At 73.6% G+C, this 19,777-nt stretch carries 13 protein-coding genes and 1 pseudogene; 6 read left to right on the forward strand and 8 right to left on the reverse strand.

What is annotated here, in order from left to right; genetic code table 11:
• Positions 1 to 99: 99 nt before the first annotated feature.
• From ACZ7L7_RS29090 to ACZ7L7_RS29110, 5 genes are all read right to left on the reverse strand, one after another.
• The gene (locus ACZ7L7_RS29090; protein WP_285510306.1) at positions 100 to 504 is read right to left on the reverse strand and encodes an ATP-binding protein; all 405 of its coding nucleotides are present in this window, start codon (positions 502 to 504) and stop codon (positions 100 to 102) included.
• Positions 505 to 659: 155 nt separating this feature from the next.
• A complete protein-coding gene (locus ACZ7L7_RS29095; protein WP_285510307.1) occupies positions 660 to 1,070 on the reverse strand; it encodes a (deoxy)nucleoside triphosphate pyrophosphohydrolase in 411 nt (136 codons plus the stop codon).
• Positions 1,071 to 1,112: 42 nt separating this feature from the next.
• Positions 1,113 to 1,295 carry an SPOR domain-containing protein gene (locus ACZ7L7_RS29100; protein ID WP_285510308.1) on the reverse strand — a complete coding sequence of 61 codons (183 nt, stop codon included), beginning with the start codon at positions 1,293 to 1,295 and terminating at the stop codon, positions 1,113 to 1,115.
• 328 nt (positions 1,296 to 1,623) lie between these two features.
• Positions 1,624 to 2,376, reverse strand: coding sequence for a GntR family transcriptional regulator (locus ACZ7L7_RS29105; RefSeq protein ID WP_453601986.1), 753 nt, complete (start codon positions 2,374 to 2,376; stop codon positions 1,624 to 1,626).
• Between the two features lie 147 nt (positions 2,377 to 2,523).
• A complete protein-coding gene (locus ACZ7L7_RS29110; protein WP_472077616.1) occupies positions 2,524 to 3,696 on the reverse strand; it encodes a DUF4190 domain-containing protein in 1,173 nt (390 codons plus the stop codon).
• 102 nt (positions 3,697 to 3,798) lie between these two features.
• Between ACZ7L7_RS29110 and ACZ7L7_RS29115 the strand changes: the two genes are divergently transcribed.
• A complete protein-coding gene (locus tag ACZ7L7_RS29115; RefSeq protein ID WP_472077617.1) occupies positions 3,799 to 5,007 on the forward strand; it encodes a serpin family protein in 1,209 nt (402 codons plus the stop codon).
• Positions 5,008 to 5,101: 94 nt separating this feature from the next.
• Here the strand turns inward: ACZ7L7_RS29115 and ACZ7L7_RS29120 are convergent, their stop codons facing one another.
• Positions 5,102 to 6,682, reverse strand: a complete 1,581-nt coding sequence (locus ACZ7L7_RS29120) for a S8 family peptidase (protein WP_472077618.1) — start codon at positions 6,680 to 6,682, stop codon at positions 5,102 to 5,104.
• 269 nt (positions 6,683 to 6,951) lie between these two features.
• A pseudogene (locus ACZ7L7_RS29125) lies at positions 6,952 to 7,071 on the reverse strand (SDR family NAD(P)-dependent oxidoreductase); the annotation flags it as partial.
• 230 nt (positions 7,072 to 7,301) lie between these two features.
• Between ACZ7L7_RS29125 and ACZ7L7_RS29130 the strand changes: the two are divergent.
• The 5 genes from ACZ7L7_RS29130 to ACZ7L7_RS29150 are packed head-to-tail and all read left to right on the forward strand — an operon-like array spanning position 7,302 to position 17,584.
• Positions 7,302 to 10,925 carry a WGR and DUF4132 domain-containing protein gene (locus ACZ7L7_RS29130; protein WP_472077619.1) on the forward strand — a complete coding sequence of 1,208 codons (3,624 nt, stop codon included), beginning with the start codon at positions 7,302 to 7,304 and terminating at the stop codon, positions 10,923 to 10,925.
• On the forward strand, positions 10,922 to 12,016 hold the full coding sequence (locus tag ACZ7L7_RS29135; protein ID WP_453602002.1) for an ATP-binding protein: 1,095 nt from the start codon (positions 10,922 to 10,924) through the stop codon (positions 12,014 to 12,016). The genes ACZ7L7_RS29130 and ACZ7L7_RS29135 overlap by 4 nt, the downstream gene beginning before the upstream one ends.
• Complete coding sequence (locus ACZ7L7_RS29140) at positions 12,016 to 14,409, forward strand: DUF5682 family protein (protein WP_471591950.1); 2,394 nt, start codon at positions 12,016 to 12,018, stop codon at positions 14,407 to 14,409. Before ACZ7L7_RS29135 ends, ACZ7L7_RS29140 begins: the two co-directional genes overlap by 1 nt.
• Before the next feature lie 26 nt (positions 14,410 to 14,435).
• Positions 14,436 to 15,602, forward strand: a complete 1,167-nt coding sequence (locus tag ACZ7L7_RS29145) for a VWA domain-containing protein (protein WP_285510316.1) — start codon at positions 14,436 to 14,438, stop codon at positions 15,600 to 15,602.
• Positions 15,599 to 17,584: a hypothetical protein gene (locus tag ACZ7L7_RS29150; protein ID WP_471427795.1), complete on the forward strand. Its 1,986-nt coding sequence runs from the start codon at positions 15,599 to 15,601 to the stop codon at positions 17,582 to 17,584. The genes ACZ7L7_RS29145 and ACZ7L7_RS29150 overlap by 4 nt, the downstream gene beginning before the upstream one ends.
• A gap of 1 nt (position 17,585) precedes the next feature.
• Here ACZ7L7_RS29150 and ACZ7L7_RS29155 read toward each other — a convergent pair whose 3' ends face one another.
• Positions 17,586 to 19,739, reverse strand: a complete 2,154-nt coding sequence (locus ACZ7L7_RS29155) for a DEAD/DEAH box helicase (protein WP_471427797.1) — start codon at positions 19,737 to 19,739, stop codon at positions 17,586 to 17,588.
• Positions 19,740 to 19,777 lie beyond the last annotated feature (38 nt).

Genomic DNA, 19,777 nt, shown 5'->3' on the forward strand with positions numbered 1-19,777 from the left:
AGTCGAATCACGCACTGCGACAACTCTCGGTGGCCGGAACCGGACGCTCGACGGCAGGGGCACGGGCGTACAGCGTCCGTACGGTTTCGCGGGGTCGCCTCAGGGCACCGCGAGTTCGAACCAGACCGTCTTCCCGGTGGCCCCGGGGCGGGTTCCCCAGCGGCGGGAGGAGTGGGCGACGAGTTGGAGGCCGCGTCCGCTCTCGTCCTCGGGGCGGGCGACGCGTTCGCGCGGGAGGTCGGGGATGGGGTCGGAGACCTCGACCAGCAGGGCCTCGCCCAGGTGGACGGGGCGGACCAGGCGGACGCCGATGGGGCCGGTGGCGTGCCGCAGGGCGTTGGTGACGAGTTCACTGACCAGCAGGGCGGCGATGTCGGCGAGGCTGTCCAGGCCCCAGTGGTGCAGGCGTTCACGGACGGCGGCTCGGGCGGCGCGGACGGCACCGGGCTCGGCGGAGAACGTCCACTCGGCGCAGTCGCCTTCGGTGTCGATCACACCGATCACTTCCCGGGCAGCGGTGTCCTTTTTTGGGGGGTTAATGGGGACATACCCGATATTCGCCGCGCCGTATCGCGAAGAAGGGCGCGCAGTGGCACGAATGGGCGCACGCGCGGGTGGCGCACGCCTGCTTCGCGAGCACTTACGGGGGCGACGTACGCCTAGTTCATGGGCGCGCGCAGGCGCTCCTCAACGGCCCGTACCGCCGGGACGTCCTGCGGGAGCCAGTCCACGTCCCACAGGTCCGCGGGGGTCAGCCAACGGAGTTCGTCGTGGTCCTCCAACGGCTCGGGCGTCGGGGAGCCGGGCAGGAGGCGGGTCAGCCAGACCCGGAGGACGTACGGGGAGCGCAGCGGCCACTGGCCCGGTACGCGCTCCAGCGGCTCCGCCGCCACGCCCAGTTCCTCGCGCAGCTCACGGACCAGCGCCGCCTCCGGGGCCTCGCCCGGTTCGACCTTGCCGCCGGGGAGTTCCCAGCGCCCGGCCAGATCCGCTGGCGCGCTGCGGCGGGCGGCGAGCAGGCGCCCCTCGTCCAGCAGGGCCGCCCCCACCACCACGATCGATTCCGTCACCCGGCGGAGCCTAGCGGAGGTCCGACGGAGGCCCGGGGGTGGTTACTCGCCGCCCGACTGACCGATCCGTTCGACCCAGTAGAGCTGTTTGTGCCCGCGGGAGTCGAGGCTGTCCGCGATCTTCTGGGCCTCGGCCCGGGTCGCGTACCGGCCCACGCGGTAGCGATTGCCGTTGTCGTCCTGCCGTATGACGAGCCAGGGAAGAGTGATCGTGCTGTCGTTCATCGCGCCCCACCGCTCCTTCCCGCCCCGGCCCCGCATCGTGCCCGCGGCCTGTGCCGTGCCCCACCCGATAAGGAAACCGCAATCCGCATATGCCCGAGCCTACGCCTAACCTTTACGCAGCGAATACGCCTTTTCACAAAGAGGTACGCAACCGGCCAGGACGCAGGGGGCGCACGTCATCGAATGCGCCGTCGGCGCACGCTGATGCATCCGGTCAGCGGCATACCGGCAACATCGCGGACGACCTGCGAGAACGACCAGATTCCAACCCCCGCCGAGGGGGCCGTGGTTGAGCCGGCGTCGGGGACAACTGCGCCGGGGTTGTGCGCTACTTCACTGGGAGGTGGTAGGCGACCCGGTAGCGGTCGGCGGGGATGACCACGTCGGCGGTCTCCACGGGGCGCCCCGAGGCGTAGTAGGTGCGCTGGATGACGATGACGACATGGCCCGGGACGCCGCCCAGGGCCTGGAGTTCCTCGGCGAGGCCGGGGCGGGCGCCGACCTCCTCGGTGACGTTGTCCACGATGACGTCGATGGCGCGCATCCGTTCGACGACGCCCATGCCGCCGAGGGGGCCCTCCTCGGGGAGCATCACGGGGGTGCGGCCGGTGACCGCGAGGGGTTCCCAGGAGGTGGAGAGCATCATCGCCTCCCCCGCCTCGCGGAACAGGTACCTGGTGCACATGACCCGGTCACCGGGCTGGACGGCGAGCCGCTCGGCGACCGCCACGCTCGCCTCGGCCTGCCGGCTGCTGGACTCCCAGGTGCCGCGCGCCTCGGCGTCGGCCTGCTCCTGGCGGAACGGCGTGGCCCCGCCGGAGGGGCGGAAGCCGGAGCGGGCGATACGGCGGGGCACCGGGCGCTCGCGCACATAGGTGCCGGAGCCGGAGCGGCCCTCGACCAGGCCCTCCGCCATCAGCACCTTGCGGGCCTCCAGGGCGACGGTGTCGGAGACGCCGTACTCCTCGCGGATGCGGGCCTGCGAGGGGAGACGGGTGTGCGGTGGCAGCGAGCCGTCGACGATCTTCTTGCGGAGATCACCCGCGACACGCAGGTACGCCGGCTGCTCACCGAATGTCACTGGCCGCTCCCATCAGGTTGTACAGACAGCAACAGCCTGGCAACCGTGGGTTGTGCCGTGCAAGCAAAGGCCAGAGAATCACTCGATGTGATGACTTGTGCCTCGCGGAGGCTTTACGCAGGCACTTTCTCCCCGCTATAGCGGCGCTCACACATCCAGTTCGCCGCCGCCGGGACTCTCCTCGCCGCCGTCGTACTCGTCCTCGTAGGACGGCACCGTGGTGGCCAGGCCCAGAGCCTTGCGCGCGGTGACCGTGGTGGGGCCGTCGACGTACTCGTAGGCCGTGTCGTAGTGCGCGAACCAGGCGTCCAGGTCGGCGGCCTTCGCCGCCTTCGCCCAGGCCGCGCGGGCGTCCTTCATGTCCGCGACCAGGCCGGCGACGGCTTCGTCGGCGCCGGACCCGAAGCGGTGGCTCTCCAGTGCCTCGATCTGCTCGGCGTGCACGGCCTCGACGTCCTTCGCCCAGTCCCGGTTGTCGGACAGGTCGGGGTACTCCAGCGGCTCTTCGTAGAGCACGTCGTCGATGGTGTTCACGGCCTTGAGGAAGGCCACCTGGTCGGCGTCGAGGGTGCGCTCGTCGCTGCGCAGGGAGCCGGTGAGGCTCGCGCCGTCCTCGGTGCTGCCGAACAGGCAGGTGATCTCCCGGTCGCCCAGGCGCCAGCTGTCCAGGGAGGGCACCAGGTAGTACACATCCACGTCGTCCGGGACGGCCCAGGGGTCCATGGCGTACTCGGCCTCAAGCGTGTAGCACTCGTCCTCGGCGGTCTCGGTCACCGCGTCGTCGCCCGGGAACCGTCCCTCGGGCAGCTCGACCACCGCGAACACCTCGCCGTGGTGGCGGCCGGAGCAGGGCACCTCGGTCACGTCGTAGGCGACGCCCACCAGGGAGCCGGACGGGGTGTCGAAGCAGTCGCCCTCGGCGAGCGCGTAGGCGGTGCCCTCGCCGGTCGCGGCCCCCTTCACACCGTCCCAGACGTCGGCGGCGACCCCGGTGGCCAGGCTCACCGTCGACAGCGCGAGCCCCACCGAGGACAGCACGGACCCCGCGATCGCCATGCCCCTGCCGCGCTCGTCCTTCTTCCTGATCTGCGCCAGCGCCACCAGACCGAGGACCAGACCGACCGCGGGCAGGAAGCACAGGATGCCGAGGACCAGGGCGGCGATGGCGACCCCGTTGACGGGCGCGGGACGGCCGTAGGGCCCGTAGGGGTGGTACGGGTACGGGGCGTACGGGCCCGGCGGGGGGTACGGCCCCTGGGGTCCCGCGGGCCCCTGGGCTCCGTACGGCTGCTGGGGCCCGGGGGGCGGGGGTATGGACACGAGTACCGTGCTCCTGGTTCGGGGCGATGGGGCCGGTCAGGGCCTGCGACGGGGTACGACGAAGCGCACGCGCATGGTAAGCGCGTGCGGTCAGGGGGCGGAATGCGGGTCTCTCGTGCGACGGTGCGCGCGGTCAACGCGCTGACCGGGCGCTGGGCCGGGCGGACGACGGGCGGCACGGTGTTCTCGGCGGCGGGGCTCTGGCCCCTGCTCGCCTTCCTGGCGGACGGCGCGACGGGCGCGGCGCGCGAGGAACTGGCGGACGCGGTGGGGCTGCCCGCGGACCGGGCGGCCGCCGCGGCGCGGGAACTGCTCGCCGGGCTCGGCTCGGCGGCCGGGGTGGACTCCGCGCTCGGCCTGTGGACGAAGCGCACGCTGGAGCTGCGCGAGCGGTGGGCGGCGGGACTGCCGGCGGAGGCGCACGGGGTGCTGACCGGGGACGCCGAGGTCGACCGGAAGGCGTTGGACTCCTGGGCGTCGGAGCGGACCGGAGGGCTTGTCGAGCGGATGCCGGTGCAGGTCACGGACGACACCGAACTGATGCTGGCGAGCGCCCTGTCCCTGCGGACGCGCTGGTTGCGCCCCTTCGAGGAATCGCCCTGGCTCCCGCAGACGGGCCCGTGGGCCGACGGCGGGACGTACCTCCTGGGCCTGGAGCGCAGCGGCACCCTGCTGGACCGCGTGGGCGTGGCCGACACCCCGGACGGCCATGTCACCGAGCTGCGGGTGTACGGCACCGACGCCGTGGACGTCCATCTGGTGCTCGGCGAGGAGGCGATGACGCCCGCTCAGGTGCTGCGGGCCGGTGTGTCCCTGCTCACGGACCGGACCCGGCTGACGCCGGGCGACCGCCTCCCGCTGGGCGAGCCGGGCCCCGGGGTCCGGGTACGGCGCATACGGGCCGAGCACCCCGCCCCGCCGACCCTCCACGTCCGGACGCCCGCGTTCGAGGTGCGGGCGGACCACGACCTGATGCGCCGCCCCGAGGTGTTCGGCCTGGCCACGGCCGGTCTCCCCATGACTGGTGGCCACTTTCCCGGTGTCTCCGCCTTCCCCCTCGTCATCGAGTCGGCCCAGCAGTCGGCCGTCGCCAGGTTCCACGCCCGCGGTTTCGAGGCCGCCGCGGTGACGGCCATGGCGGCCGCCGGAGCCGGCTTCCCCCAACTCCGCTGGCTGGTCACGGTCGTCGACGCCGACTTCAGCCGTCCGTTCGCCTTCCTCGCCGTCCACCGGCACACCCGGCTGGCGCTGGCGGCGGGGTGGGTCGTGGAGCCGATGCGGTACGAGGAGGACGAGGACGACGTGTGGTGAGGGGCGCCTTTCGGCCGGGCACGGCTCGCCCCCGTCGCGAACTCGCCCCCGCCGCGGACTCGGCCGCGACGGGGGCGAGATCAGGTGCTGAGGGTCAGAACTCCAGGGCCCAGGAGTCGATGCGGCCCGTGTCCCACCAGTAGTTGTCGCTCACGCGCAGGTTCCACGTGCCGTTGGCGGTCTCCGAGGAGGCGTTCACGGTGTACGTGGTGTTGATGTTGTCCGAACTCCCGCCGGTGCCGTAGTCCTTGAGCAGGTACGCGGTGCCGTCGGGGGCGATGAGCTGGACGCGCAGGTCACCGATGTAGGTGTGGATGATGTTCACCTCGACCTTGAGGTCGGAGGGAGCGTTGCCCGACACCCCGCTGACGGTGATCGGCGAGTTGGTGGTGGCGTTGTCGTTGATGGCGTAGTCGGTGGTGTTCTCGAACCGGTCGCCGGGCGGCGGAGGCGTCGTGTCGCCCTCGCCCACGAAGAGCAGGCGGTTGGGCGAGCCGGAGCCCGGGCTGCCGACGACACCGGTGGTGGCCGCGTCCGTCAGCGCCGTCGAGACCTGCGCGGGCGTGGCCGTCGGGTGGTCGGCCAGGTACAGCGCTGCGGCACCGGCCACGTGCGGGGTCGCCATCGACGTACCGGAGATGGTGTTGGTGGCGGAGTCGCTGCTGTTCCACGCCGAGGTGATGGACGAGCCCGGGGCGAACAGGTCGAGGACCGAGCCGTAGTTGGAGTAGCTGGCCCTCGCGTCCGTCGAGGTGGTCGCGCCGACCGTGATGGCCTCCGTCACGCGGGCGGGGGACCTGGTCGAGGCGTTGGTGGACTCGTTGCCCGCCGCCACCGCGAAGGTGACGCCGGAGGCGATGGCGTTGCGGACCGCCGTGTCGATCGCGGTGTCCGCGCCGCCGCCGAGGGACATGTTGGCGACGGCCGGCTTGACCGCGTTCTGCGCCACCCAGTCGATACCGGCGACGACCTGCGCGGTCGTACCGGACCCGGAGTTGTTCAGCACGCGCACGCCGACGACGCGCGCCTTCTTCGCTACGCCGTAGGAGGAACCTGCGACGGTGCCCGCGACATGCGTGCCGTGGCCGTGGCCGTCCTGGGCGGTGTTGTCGTTGTCGACGGCGTCATAGCCGTAGGAGGCCCGGCCGCCGAAGTCGCTGTGCGTGATGCGGACACCGGTGTCGATGACGTACGCCGTCACACCCTGCCCGGCCGAGTCCGGGTAGGTGTACGAGTTGTTCAGCGGCAGACTGCGCTGGTCGATCCGGTCCAGGCCCCAGGAGGGCGGGTTGGGCTGGGTCGCGGCGATGCTGAAGGTGCGGTTCTGCACCACCGAGGCGACCGCGGGGTCGGCCGCGAGCCGGGCCGCCTCGGCCGCGGACGCCTCGACCGCGTAGCCGTTGAGCGCCTTCTTGTAGGTGCGCTCGATGTCGGCGCCGTACTTCTTCGCGAGCGCCTTGCCCTCGGCGCTGCCGGCTCGGGCCGCCTCCGGCTTGAGGGTCACGATGTAGCTGTCCGCCACGGCGTTGGCGGCTCCGGCGTACTGGATCCTGCCCTCCTGGGCGGTGGGGGCGGCGCCGGCGGGGAGGGCGGAGACGAGGCCTGCGGCGAGCGTCGCCGAGGCGGCCACACTGATGGCGGCCAGTCTTCGCCGAGTGGAACGCATCACTGCCATCTGAGGGATCCTCCTCAATCGGTGGTGCGCTGGTGGGGGGTGGTGCGGTGGGCCCGAGCCCGCCAGACTGGACGTGATCATGACAAAATCGCACCCATGGGCATCCTGTGCGAACTCTGTGCACCAGCCGAAAGATTGAGGCTTCCACAGGAATTGCACAAGGGGTCCCGCACAGACGTAACACACGTGCCATGCGCCCGACATGACACGCCGTCACCCTGCGCGGAACCCTTGCGGAAGGGTTCGCCAGCCGGTTCGCGGCCGGTGGATCAGTCGTCGAAACCGGTCGCCCTCGTCACCTTCTCCCAGGCGGTCACCTCGTCCCTGACCCGGTCCACGTGCCCGAGTACGGCGGTCACCGCGTCGTCGCCGAGGGGCAGCTGCAGCGGCCGGGCTCGGCGTCATCGGGTGTCCTTCTCGTCGGGCCTGTTACGGACCACGGGCCTGTTACGGACCACGGTCTGTTTCGGATCACGGACTGTTTCGGATCATGGCAGCCGTCACTGACAACGCCGTCGCTGTGCCCTGCCGACGGTCACTGTCAGTGGGGGCGGTTACGGTGACAGCCACTTGGGATCGGAACGATCACCGGCCGGGGGTCGGGCGGAGGGGCGGGGCTGTGCAGCGTTGGGAGTTGGCCGGGGACGGCTCGGCGAAATTCTGGGAAGCGGCGGCGGACGGTGCGACGGTCACCGTGCGCTACGGCCGGGTGGGCTCGCGGGGGCGCACCCAGTCGAAGGAGCTGGAGTCCGCGGAGGCGGCCGAGGCGTATCTGGCGAAGGCGGTCGCGGAGAAGGAGCGGAAGGGGTACGCGGTCGTCGGGGCGCCCGGCGCGTCCGGCTCGTGCAGCGCGTCCGGCTCGTCCGGCGCCCCCGACGAGGCCGGTGCCGAGCCGGGCCCGGAGGCCGAACCCGAGCCGGTCGAACCCCTCCTCCCCGACGAGGACACCTTCGTCATGCCCCCGGCCTGGCGCCGCCTGGTCCATCCCAAGCGCGGCGGCATCGCCCGGTCGGTCTCCGGACTCCGCGCCGACGCCCAGGATCTGTGGGACGAGCGGCTGAAGGAACAGCGGGACTGGATCGAGCAGATGCTCGCCGCCGAGCGCAGCGAGCCGGAGATCGTCGACGCCGTGCGCGCCCACCTCAAGGGCAGCCCCAGCCCGCTCGGTGCCGCCGCGATCGCGCCCCTCACCCTGCACTACCAGCTCCCCGACGGCATCTTCGTGGACGCCTGGGCCCGCACCCACGGTCTGGTCTTCGCCGCCCGCGCGGTCGTGGACTTCTTCGACATCGAGGCCTACTGGAAGCAGTACGGCTCACGGCGCGAGAACCCGTGGCTCCGGTACCGCTCCGGGACGACCACGGCCGACCACCGAGCCCGCGACTTCGCCGACCGGATCAGGGCGTTGGTCAGCACGGCGGACGAGGACACCTACCGGCAGGTCGTCGACGTACTGGCCAAGTGCCGCGACACCACGCGCCGCCGTCTCGTCGTCTCCTACATCGTGCCCTCCGAGCTGGAGTGGGCCGCCGAGGTGGCCGCGGAGGCGGACCAGGTCGTCCAGGGCGACCTGCGGTCGATGCTGCTGTGCTCGCTCAACTCCCCCGAGCAGCTCGCCCATTTCAACGGCGAGTTCGAATTCGGCTGGAACGGCTGGACGATGGCCCTGGTCGCCACGCTCGCCGAGGGCGTCGGTCCGGGTATCGGCGCGGTGGTCGACGCCGGCCTGGACCAGGCGTACGGCGCCGACAAGCTGCGCGCCCTCGCGGCCGCCCTGGTGGAGCTGCCCACGGACGAGGCGTTCCAGGTGCTGCTGGACCGCGCGGGCGACAAGAACGTACGGCGGTACTTGATGGAGGCGATGCGGCGCTGGCCCGTGCGCGCGCTGCGGCTGATGGGCGCGGCGGCGACGGGTTCGGGTGAGAAGGCCTCGCTGGTGGGGCAGTTGCTGACCGCGCACATCCAGGCCCACCCGGATCTGACGGCGGCGGCTCTGCCCCAACTCCCCGCGGAGGTAGCCGAGTTCGTCGAGCCGAAGCTGTCCGCCGAGGGGCGGGTGGCCGAGGCTCCCGTCGAGGCGCTGCCCGCGCTGCTGGTCAGCCCGCCGTGGACGAAGCGGCGCAAGGCCGCCAAGGCGCGCGTGGCGGGCGAGGTGCCCGTGGCTCCGCAGCCCCGGGCCGAGTGGCTGCCCGAGGAACGGGAGGCCTGGGCCAAGGTCACCTCCCCGTACGGGAAGTACTACCTCACGCACAACTGGGCGCGGGAGCTCGACAGTCTCCGCAACGGCGTGCGGATGGGGGACATCCGGGACGCCCTGCTGTTCGTCATGCGGCCCGAGGACGAGGTCCGCCCGTTCCTGCACCTGTGCGAACCCGACGACTACTGGTACGGCGAGGCCGTCCTGAAGCCGATCGCCGCGCGGTTCGAGGCGGACGCGCTGGCGTTGATGGTGCGCGCCGCCACCCGGCACCCCGCCGACCTGGGCGTGCTGATCATGCCGTTCCTGAGTGCCGAGATCGCCGGCCTGGTGGCGGGCTGGCTGGTCCGGCTGAAGTCGGCCGACGCCAGGGCCCGCGCCTGGCTGAAGCGGCACGGTCTCGCCGCCGTCCCGTACCTCGTGCCGGGCGCCGTGGGCCGGGCCGGGGTGGCGCGGCAGGGCGCCGAACACGCGTTGCGGCTGCTGGCGGACTCCCACGGCGCCGAGGCCGTCCTCGCGGCAGCCGCGGAGGCCGGACAGGAGTGCGTGGACATCGTCGCGGAGGCGCTGGCCGCCGATCCGCTGGAGAGCGGCCTGCCCGCCCGGATGCCGGCCGTCGGCGCCTGGGCGGAGCCCGCGCTGCTGCCGCAGATCCTGCTCAAGGAGGGCGGCGCGCTGCCCGCGGACGCGGTACGGCACGCGCTGACCGTCCTGGCCCTGTCCAAGCCGGGCGAGTTCTACCCGGGCCTGCCCGTGCTGACCGAGCACTGCACCCCGGAGTCGCTGTCGGCCTTCGCCTGGGGTGTGTTCGAGCACTGGCGGCTGGCCGGGATGCCCGCGAAGGACAGCTGGGCGCTGCACGTGCTCGGCCGGCTCGGCGACGACGAGGTGGTACGGCGGCTCACCCCCGTCATCCGCGCCTGGCCCGGGGAGAACGCCCACCACCGCGCGGTCGAGGGGCTGAACGTGCTCGCCGCGATCGGCACCGACGTGGCGCTGATGCATCTGCACGGCATCGCCCAGCGCGTGCCGTTCAAGGCCCTGAAGACCCGCGCCCAGGAGAAGATCGCCGAGGTGGCCAAGGGTCTCGGGCTGACCGCCGACCAGCTCGGCGACCGGCTGGTACCCGACTTCGGCCTGGACGCGGACGGCAGCACCGTCATCGACTACGGCACGAGGAAGTTCACCGTCGGCTTCGACGAGCAGCTGCGCCCCTACGTCCTGGACTCCGACGGCAAGCGCCGCAAGGCCCTGCCCGCGCCCGCCGCCAAGGACGACCCGGAGCTGGCCCCGGCCGAGCGCAAGCGGTTCACCGCGCTGAAGAAGGACGTACGCACGGTCGCCGCCGACCAGGTGCGGCGCCTTGAGGCGGCGATGGTGAGCCAACGCTCCTGGACGGCCGGGGAGTTCCAGGACCTGTTCGTGGCCCATCCCCTGCTGTGGCATCTCGTGCGGCGGCTGGTCTGGCTCCGTGATGTCGACGGCGAGGTGACGGCGTTCCGGGTCGCGGAGGACCGTACGTTCGCCGACGTCGAGGACGACGAGCTGACGCTGCCGGAACAGGCGGGCGTACGGCTGGCCCATCCGCTGCTGCTGGGCGAGGAGCTGGGCGCCTGGTCGGAGCTGTTCGCCGACTACGAGATCCTCCAGCCGTTCCCGCAGCTCGGCCGGGCGGTGCACGCCCTCACCGAGGACGAGACGCGCGGCGACCGGCTCACCCGGTTCGAGGGGGTCACGGTGCCGGTCGGCAAGCTGCTCGGTCTGACCAAGCGCGGCTGGGAGCGCGGCGCGCCGCAGGACGCGGGCGTGGAGAACTGGTTCCTGCGCCGTCTCGACGAGAACCGGTACCTGGTCATCGACCTCGACCCGGGGATCGCGGTCGGCGCCGTCGACATGCTCGGCGACCAGACCTTCCGGGCGGTGTGGCTGAGCGAGACCCCCCACAACTTCTGGCGCGGCTCGGACAGCAAGGCCCCCTTCTCCGGAATCGACCCGGTCATCGCCTCCGAGCTGCTCGCCGACCTCACCGAGGTGACCGCCCAGTGACCGTCACCGGGAAGTCCACCGAGCCGCTGCTCCAGCGGCCGCCCGCCGAGGTCCGCTACGCCGACGAGCTGGCCGCGCTGCGCGCCACCGACGAGGGCCCGCGTCCGCCCGGCTGGCAGATGGGTCTGCGGGCCGCGCTGCGGTTCGTGGTCGGCGACGAACAGGCCGGGATCAGCCGGAAGTTCGTCGGCAACGTGTCCCTGGTGGAGCGGGCCCTGGTCACGCTCGCCACCAACCGGGGCCTGATGCTCGTAGGGGAACCGGGCACCGCGAAGTCGCTGCTGTCCGAGCTGATCGCGGCCGCGGTCAGCGGGGACTCGGCACTGACCGTGCAGGGCGGCGCGGCCACCACCGAGGACCAGATCAAGTACTCCTGGAACTACGCGCTGCTGGTCTCCGAGGGCCCCTCGCCGCGCTCCCTCGTCCCCGCGCCCATGCTGCGCGGCATGGCGGAGGGGCGGATCGTGCGGTTCGAGGAGATCACCCGCTGCCCGCTGGAGGTGCAGGACTGTCTGCTGTCGCTGCTGTCCGACCGGGTCATCGCGATCCCGGAGCTGGACGGACCCGAGGGCATGGTCTTCGCCCGGCAGGGCTTCAACGTCATCGCCACCGCCAACACCCGCGACCGGGGCGTCAACGAGATGAGCGCCGCGCTCAAGCGCCGCTTCAACTTCGAGACCGTCTTCCCGATCCCCGACTTCGACACCGAACTCGCCCTGGTCGAGGCCGAGGCGACGGCGCTGCTGCGGCAGTCCGGGGTGACCGCGCCGCCGCGCCAGGACGTGCTGGAGGTGCTGGTGGGCACCTTCCGCGAGCTGCGCGGGGCGGCGGAGCGCGGGGAGCGGATGTCGACGGTGATGAGCACCGCCGAGGCGGTGTCCGTCGCCCACGCGGTCGGGGTGCGCGGCTGGTTCCTGCGCGGCGAGCCCGGCACCGCGGCCGATGTGGTGGCGAGCCTCGCGGGCACGGCGGCCAAGGACAGCCCCGAGGACCTGGCCCGGCTGCGGCGGTTCCTGGAGCAGGAGGTGCCGCGCCGCAAGGGCGGACAGTGGCGGGCCCTGCACGACGCGCGGCACCTGCTGGCGGACTGATGGCGGCGGACGCGGCGGCGGCTCCTTCCCCGGACACGCCCCACTTCATCGGCGTACGGCACCACTCCCCCGCCTGCGCGCGGCTCGTCGCGCGGGCCATCGCGACGCTGCGGCCGGCGTACGTGCTGGTGGAGGGGCCCGCGGACATGAACGGGCGGCTGGACGAGCTGCTGCTCGAACACCGGCTGCCGGTGGCCGTGTTCAGCCACTACCGGGACGAGGCGCGGGTGGCGACCTCGTGGGCGCCGCTGTGCGACTACTCCCCGGAGTGGATCGCGCTGCGCGACGGGCGGGCGGCGGGCGCGGAGGTGCGGTTCATCGACCTGCCGGCCTGGCACCCGGCGTTCACCGCACGCGCCGGGGGCGCCGCCAACCGGTACGCGGACGCCGAGGCGCGGTACGCCGAGGCGACCGCGCGGCTGTGCGAGCGGTTCTCCGTGGACTCGGTGGACGCGCTGTGGGACGGGCTGTTCGAGGTCACGGAGGACACGGAGGACATCGAGGGGCTTCAGGAGCGCCTGGACGCCTACTTCGACCTGGTGCGCGGGGACACCGAGGCCGACGCGGGCGACCGGGCCCGCGAGGCGTACATGGCGTCCTGGGTGCGCGCGGCGGTGGCCCGCAGGGGCGGGCGGCCGGTACTGGTGGTGACGGGCGGCTTCCACCGCCCGGCGCTGCGGACGCTCGCGGCCGAGGGCACGACGGACTGGCCCGAGGTGCCCGAACCGCCCGAGGGGGCGCTCGGCGGGAGTTTCCTGGTGCCGTACTCCTTCCGGCAGTTGGACGCGTTCGGCGGCTACCAGTCGGGGATGCCGTCGCCGGGCTACTACCAGCGGCTGTGGGAGAGCGGGGCGGAGGCCGCCGCGGGCGAGCTGACGCGCGCGGTCGCCGAGCGGCTGCGCGGACGCGGGGTCCCGGTGTCCACGGCCGCGCTGGTGGCGGCGCGTGCACTCGCGCAGGGGCTGGCGCTGATGCGCGGGCATCCGTACGAGACCCGGGTGGACGTGCTGGACGGGCTGGCGGGCGCGCTGATCACGGACGATCTGGACCGGCCGCTTCCGTGGACGACCCGGGGCACGCTGCACGCGGGCACGCATCCGGTGGTGGCCGAGATGGTCGCCGCCTGCACCGGTACGGCCGAGGGGAGGCTGCACCCCGGCACACCGCTGCCCCCGCTCGTGCACGACGTGACCGAACGGCTCGCCCGGCTGGGTCTCGCCGACGCCGAGGACCCCGTCCGGCTGGACCTCACCGACCCGGGCGGCCTGGAGCGCAGCCGGGTGTTGCACCGGTTGCGGGTTCTCGGCGTCCCCGGCTTCACCCGGGTCTCCGGACCGGCCGACGGCGCGGACCCGGTGTTCACCGAGCGCTGGGAGCCGTCGCCCTCGGCCGGGCGGGAGGCGGCGCTGATCGAGGCGGGCGCCTACGGGGCGCGGCTGGAGGAGGCGGCCTCGGTGCTGCTCGCCGAGCGCGCGCGGACGGCCGGGACGGACGCCGGGCCGCTGGCCGGGCTGCTGTTCGACGCGGTGCTGTGCGGGGTGGGCCCGCTCTCCGCCGATCTGCTGGACACGCTGGCGGACCAGGTCGGCCAGGTCCGCGAACTCGGCCCGCTCGGTGAGGTGCTGGCGACCGCGCTGGGGCTGTGGCGGCACGACCGGGTGTTCGGCGTGGCCCGCGGCCCGGTCCTGGGCGCGGTCGTCGCGGGCGCCGTACGGCGGGCGCTGTGGCTGGCGGAGGGCCTGCACGGCAGCGGCGGCGGCGTGGACCTCGGCAGACTGCGCGCGCTGACGGCCGTACGGGACGCGCTGCTGTACGCGCCCGAGGCGGTGCCGATCGCCCGGGAGGCCGCTGCCGAGGCCGCCGCCCGTATCGCCGGGGACCCCGGCGCCCCGCAGGATCTGCGGGGCGCGGCCTGCGGGCTGGGGTGGGCCCTGGGCGGTACGGCCGATCCGGCGGCGACGGTACGGGCCCTCGCCCCGGACGCCCTCGGCGACTGGCTCGCCGGGCTGTTCGCGGTGGCCCGGGAGGAGGTCGGCCGGGGCGAGGGCACACTGGTCGACGTACTGGACGACATCGTGGCGGCGATGCCGGAGGACACCTTCTTCGCCGCGCTGCCCGCCCTGCGCCAGGCGTTCGCCTTCTTCCCGCCCCGCGAACGCGAGGCCGTCGCCGCGCACCTGCTGGAGCGCCGGGGCCGGGCCGGCTCCGCCCGATCCCTCCTCCGCACCACCGCCGACCCCCTGCGACTCGCCCGCGCCAAAGCCCTGGAGGCCACGGTGACCGACCTCCTGACCCGCCATGGCCTGAGGACGCCGCACCCCGACGAACACACCACCGGCCCAAGGACGCCGCGCCCCGACGAACACACCACCGGCCCGAGGGCGGGACGATGAGCACGCCACGGCCCGAGGACGGCCCGATGAGCACGCCACGGCCCGAGGACCGCCCCATGAACACCCCCGACCCCACGCTGGAGCGCTGGCGGCTCATCCTCGGTTCGCCGGCCGAGAGCTGCACCGGCCCCCTGCACGGCGCGGCGGCCGAGCGGGACTCCGCGCTCGACTGGCTGTACGGAAGGGACGAGGACCTGCGTCGGCGCGGGGTGCGCAAGCCCGGCGGTTCCCGGGTGGGCGGTACCGGACCCTCGCAGGTCACCGCCGTGGACTGGCTGGACGACATCCACCGGCTGTTCCCGAAGGAGACGGTGGAGCGGCTGGAGCGGGACGCGGTGGAGAGCTACGGCGTCCATGAGATCGTCACGGACCCGGACGTGCTGGCCCGGGTCGAGCCCAGCCAGGCACTGCTGCGGGCCGTCCTGCGCACCAAGCACCTGATGAACCCCCAGGTGCTCGCCGCCGCGCGCCGGATCGTGGACTCCGTCGTCCGGGAGCTGATGGAGCGGCTGCGGCCGGAGGTCCGTCAGGCCTTCACCGGTGCCCGTTCCCGCCGTCCGAGCCGGCTCCCGCTGGCCCGGGACTTCGACCACCGGGCGACCATCCGCGCCAACCTCGCCCACTACCAGCCCGAGGAGCGGCGCATCCTCATCCAGCGCCCGCACTTCCACGCGCGCACGCGGCGCCGACTCGACCAGTGGCAACTGGTGCTGCTGGTCGACCAGTCGGGCTCGATGGCGGGTTCCGTGATCCACTCCGCGGTCACCGCGGCCTGCCTGTGGAGCCTGCCGGGCCTGAAGACCCATCTCGTCGCCTTCGACACCGAGGTCGTGGACCTCACCTCGGAGGTGTCCGACCCCGTGGAGCTGCTGATGGGGGTGCAGCTCGGCGGCGGCACCGACATCGCGCGGGCCGTGGACTACGGCGCGGGGCTGGTGGAGAACCCGCGGCGGACGATCGTCGCGATCGTCTCGGACTTCTTCGAGGGGGGCGACCCGTACCGCCTGGTCCGTACCGTGCGCGGGCTGGTCGGGCAGGGCACCACGGTGCTCTGTCTGGCCGCGCTCGACGAGGAGGCCGACCCCGTCTACGACCGGACCCTGGCCGGGCGGCTCGCGGACGCCGGTGCCCCGGTGGGCGCGATGACGCCGGGAAAGCTGGCGGAGTTCGTCGCCGGGAAGGTGGGCCTGTGAGCCGCGCCGACCTGCTGGCCCTGACCCCCGAGACGCTGGTCTCGCTGGCCAACCGGGGGCTCGTCAAGCGCGCCGAGAAGGACCTCGCGGCGGGCGCGGGCCCGGAGGTGACCGTCGCCGACGACACCACCGTGATCGGCCGTTTCCCCGACGGCACCGTCACCGCCCTGCCGCCGGGCCGGGGCCTGGACGGGGCGGAGTGCGGCTGCGCGGCGGCGGGGATCTGCCGGCACCGAATCTGCCTGGTGCTGGCGTACCAGCGGAGCACGGAGGGCGGGGAGCGGACGGAGTTCGTGGACTGGTCCCCGGGCGAGTGCGACGACGAGGCGCTGGAGGCGGTGCTGGGCCGCCCCGCCCTGCACGCCGCCCGCCGCACCCTGGACCGCGGCTACACCGCCCGCCTGCACCGCCCCACCCCGGCCGACCCGACCCCCCGGGCCGAACTGCCCACGTGCACCGTCCGTTTCCCGGTCCCGCACGAGCCGGGCTACGCCCTCACCGACGCCGCCGACGACCTGCGCGGCGAGGTCGTGGCGCTGGCGGTGTGGGCGTTCCGCACGGCGGACGCCGAAGAAACGAACACCGAAAAGGAAGACGCCGAAGGACGGGACACCGAGGTCAGTGTCGGTGGCCGCACCGCTCCGAGCGGCCGGGGCGAACAGGCGCTGCGGTCCGCGCTGGCGCTCGCCGACGACCTGCTCCTCGACGGAGTGCCCCAGGCGGGCCCGGTGTTCGCCGGTTCCCTCGGCCGGGCCCGGGACACGCTGGCCTCGGCGGCGCTGCACTGGCCGGCCGGCGCGGTCGCGGAGCTGGTCGAGCAGCTCGCCGCGTACGCGGTGCGCGGTGCCCGGTACGACCCGGAGCGCGTGGCCCGGCTGCTGACCGAGCTGCACGCCCGGCAGCGGGCCGCCGCCCTGGACCCGGTCGGGGTGCTGGGCACGAAGGAGGCGCCGCAGACCCCGCTGCGCCGGGTCCGTCTGGTGGCGCTGGGCTGCAGGATCGGCGGCACCGACCGGGACCGCACCGCCGAGGTCTGCTTCGCGCACCCGGAGGCGGGTGTCGTCCTCGTACTGCGCCGCAGCTGGGACGTGCCGGAGGACCAATCCCCCACCGGCCACGACCTCGCCGCCCGCCGCGTCCTCGGCTCGTCCCTGCGCGCGCTGGCCGCCGCGAACGTCGTCAGCGAGCACACCGCCCGCGCCGCCGACCGTACGGTGACAATCTCCCGCGGCCGGGTCTCGTCCACCAGTGTCACGCCTGTGGGCACGGCCTGGCTCGACCTGCCCGCGCCCCTGCTCCTGAAGGACACCGCGGCCCATCTGAAGACCCTGGCCGGGCGTCCACCGCGGCTGATCCGCCCGCGGGTGGAGGCGGAGTCGGTGCACGTGGTGGAGATCGCGGCCGTGGGCCCGGCCAGCTACGACCCCGCCGCTCAGCGCCTGGAGGCCGTGGCCCACGACCCGGCGGGCAACGAGGTCCTGGTCCGCGCCGACCACGACCCCCTGTGCCCGGCCCGACTGGACGCCCTGGCCGAGGCGCTGGACGGCAGCCGCGACGGACCCCGCTGGATCAGCGGCGTGCTGACCCGCGACCACGGCCGCACGGTCCTGGAGCCGCTCGCCGTCCTCACCGCCGGGGGCGTCGTCGTCCCCGACCTCGCCCCCGGCGACGGCGACACGGCACTCACCCCTGCGGCCCGCCGTACGACCGACCCCCTCACCCACGCCATGGAGTCGGCCCTGCGCGCCCTCGCCGAGGCCGCCCACCACGGCCTGCGCCACCTCTCCCCCACCGCCCGCACCCGCCTCGCCGACCGCGCGACCGCCCTGCGCCGCACCGGCCTGCACACGGCGGCCGGACTGCTCGACGACCTGGCGGACCGCTTGGGCAGGGACAGCGTGGGCGCGGCCGTCCCCGCCTGGGTGGACGCCCGGATCCACCTGGTGACGAGCCTGGAACTGCACCAGGAGGGCGACGCCTGACCTACAGCCCGAGGCGGGCCTGCTCCTCCTCCACGATCCGCCGGGCCAGCTCGGTGTCGGACACGTCGACGGCGTCCGGGGTGGCTTCGGCGACGGAGCTGCGGCGGGCGTAGGCGTCGAAGAGGCGGGTCTTCTCCCGCAGGATGCGTTCCAGGCGTTCGTCCACGCCGCCGGTGGCCAGCAGGCGGTGCACATGGACCGGCCGTACCTGGCCCATGCGGTGGGCGCGGGCCACGGCCTGGTGCTCGATGGTCGGCTTGATCTGCGGTTCGCAGATCACGACGGTGGAGGCGGCCTGCATGTTCAGGCCGACACCGGCCGCCTGGATCTGGGCGAGCAGTACCGCGGGGCCGGGTGTGGCGGAGAAGTCGTCGACGAGTTGCTGCCGCCGTGTCGCGGGCACGCTGCCGGTGAGCGGGCCGAACACCGGGGGTGCGTCCTTGGTCCCGGTGGTGAGGGCGTCCTCGACCACGCCCAGGACATCGCGGAAGTAGGAGAAGACCACGGTCTTCTGCCCGTTCTCGCCGGCCTCCTGGACGATCTCGCGGAGCCGGCCCAGCTTGGCCGACTTCTCGGGTCGCAGATAGGCGGCCCGGCGCATGGCCATGAAGTTGCCCGCGCGCACGGCCTCCCGGTACGCCTCCTCGTCCGAGGCGCTCAACTCCTCCCACTCGTCGGTCTGCTGGAGGCTGGGGAGTTCGGTGAGCACGTCGTCCTGGTTGCGGCGCAGGTAGACGGGGGCGACGGCCTTGCGGAAGGCGACCGAACCGGCGCGCGCGTCGCCCTCGTCGAGGGATTCGGCGACGCCCGGGTCGAGCATCGCGACCAGGTTGCGGAACTCCACGACCCGGTTCTCCATGGGGGTTCCGGTCATGAACAGGGCGCGCTCGCAGCGCTCGGCCCACAGCGCGACCGCCTGGGACCGTTTGGCCTTGGGGTTCTTCACCGAGTGCGCCTCGTCGACGACGAGCAGGCCGACCTCGCCGCCGCCCGGCGCGGGAAAGCCGCGCAGCGCGTCGAAGGTGGTCACCGCGACCCCGCCCCGCCCCTTCCAGTCGGCGAAGGCGCCGTGCCGGTCGGGGCCGTGCAGCACGCTGACCCGCAGCGCGCTGCGGGACTCCACCTCCCGCGTCCAGTTGACCAGCACGCTCGCCGGGCAGACGACCATGAAGTGGCTCTGCCCCTCCGCGGCGAGGTGGGCGAGCACGGCGATCGCCTGGATGGTCTTGCCCAGGCCCATCTCGTCGCCGAGGACCACCTTGCGCTGGGCGAGGGCGAAGCGCGCGCCGAACGCCTGGTAGCCGCGCAGGGAGACCCGCCGATGGGTGTCGTCGAGGTCCTGGGACCGCACGCGCTCGGCGATCTCCTCGGGCAGGAAGCCCTGCGCGGCGGCCGCGTCGGGGGACCGTCCGGAGATCTCGGCGAGCAGGCTGTAGTACTCGGCGGAGCGCAGCTCGAAGTCCACCCAGGCGGCGATGTCGGAGTCGGGCCCGCGCAGCAGGTCGACCGACGCCTGGGCGAACCGCTCGGCCGCCCGCGCCCGTTCGGCCTCCTCCAGCAGGGACCGGATGCCGGCGACGGCGGCCAGCGCGCGGGCCTTCTTCTCCCGCCCGGCCAGCAGCATCCGCCAGCGTCCGGCGGCGGGCGCGGCGTCCGCGAGCAGCGGGTCGAGGCGCTGGGCGAGGGTCGTGGCCCCGGCGACGGCCCGGCGGGTGTCGTCGCCCGCCTCCACCAGGACGTGCAGGGCGGTGACCAGGGCGGTGGTGGCGGGTTCGGGCCGGTCCACGTCGATGTGGACGGCGACCGTCTCGTGCACCGCGTCGGCGAGCCTGCGGGCGGCGGCGAGCATCTGGTCGACGGTGCGCTGTCCGACGCCGGGGATCTGCCGCAGCCGGTAGGGCCCCGCGTCGAGTACGGCGCCCACCGTGCGCAGTCCGCTGTCCTGGACGCCGCCCAGCCGGAGCCGTCCCTCGGTGACGTCCTGGAGGCGGGCCACCGGGATGGCGTCGAGCCCCCGGCGTACCTCCGCGTCATGGAGCGGCGCCAGGGCCGCCCGTACCGCCTCGACGGCCCTGTCGTGATCGGCGACCAGGGTGCGCGCCGCCTCGTTCAGCCGCGTCCCCCTGGCGACAACGCCCCGCTCCTCGCGCCCCACGGTCCTTCCACCCCTCACTCACGGTCCCCGCATCCTCC

It is taken from the genome of Streptomyces sp. NPDC110618 (assembly GCF_055657065.1).